The 512-nt window shown below is 67.6% G+C and carries 1 protein-coding gene; it reads left to right on the top strand.

All coding sequences use genetic code 11. The features are described 5' to 3' along the window. The coding region (locus tag CF8_RS20005) for an IS256 family transposase (protein ID WP_036491621.1) at positions 1–512 on the top strand (512 nt) is incomplete at both ends.

Below are 512 nucleotides of genomic sequence, written 5' to 3'. Positions count from 1 at the left end.
ACGATGAAGGTCCGCGAAGGCGGCCGCGTGATCAACGCCGTGGTGCTGCTCGCGACCGGCGTCAACGGCGACGGGCACCGCGAAGTCCTCGGGATGCGCGTGGCCACCTCGGAAACCGGGCCGGCGTGGAACGAGTTCTTCGCCGACCTCGTAGCCCGTGGCCTGAGCGGCGTCCGGCTCGTCACCTCAGATGCCCACGCCGGACTCAAGGACGCGATCGCCGCGAACCTGGCCGGATCCTCCTGGCAACCCTGCCGTACCCACTACGCCGCGAACCTGATGTCGGTGACCCCGAAATCGATGTGGCCCGCGGTCAAGGCGATGCTGCACTCGGTCTACGACCAGCCCGACGCACCGGCCGTGAACGCCCAGTTCGACCGGCTGCTGGACTACGTGGAAGAGAAGCTCCCCGACGTCTACGAGCACCTCGCCGGCGCCCGGGAAGACATCCTCGCCTTCACCGCTTTCCCCAAGGACGTATGGACCCAGATCTGGTCCAACAACCCCGCCGA

The sequence above is a fragment of the Nocardioides sp. CF8 genome (genome assembly GCF_000389985.1).
GTDB classification, from domain to species: Bacteria; Actinomycetota; Actinomycetes; order Propionibacteriales; family Nocardioidaceae; genus Nocardioides; species Nocardioides allogilvus.
Note: the sequence above shows the minus strand (reverse complement) of the source record. Positions and strands in the feature narration are given on the sequence as shown.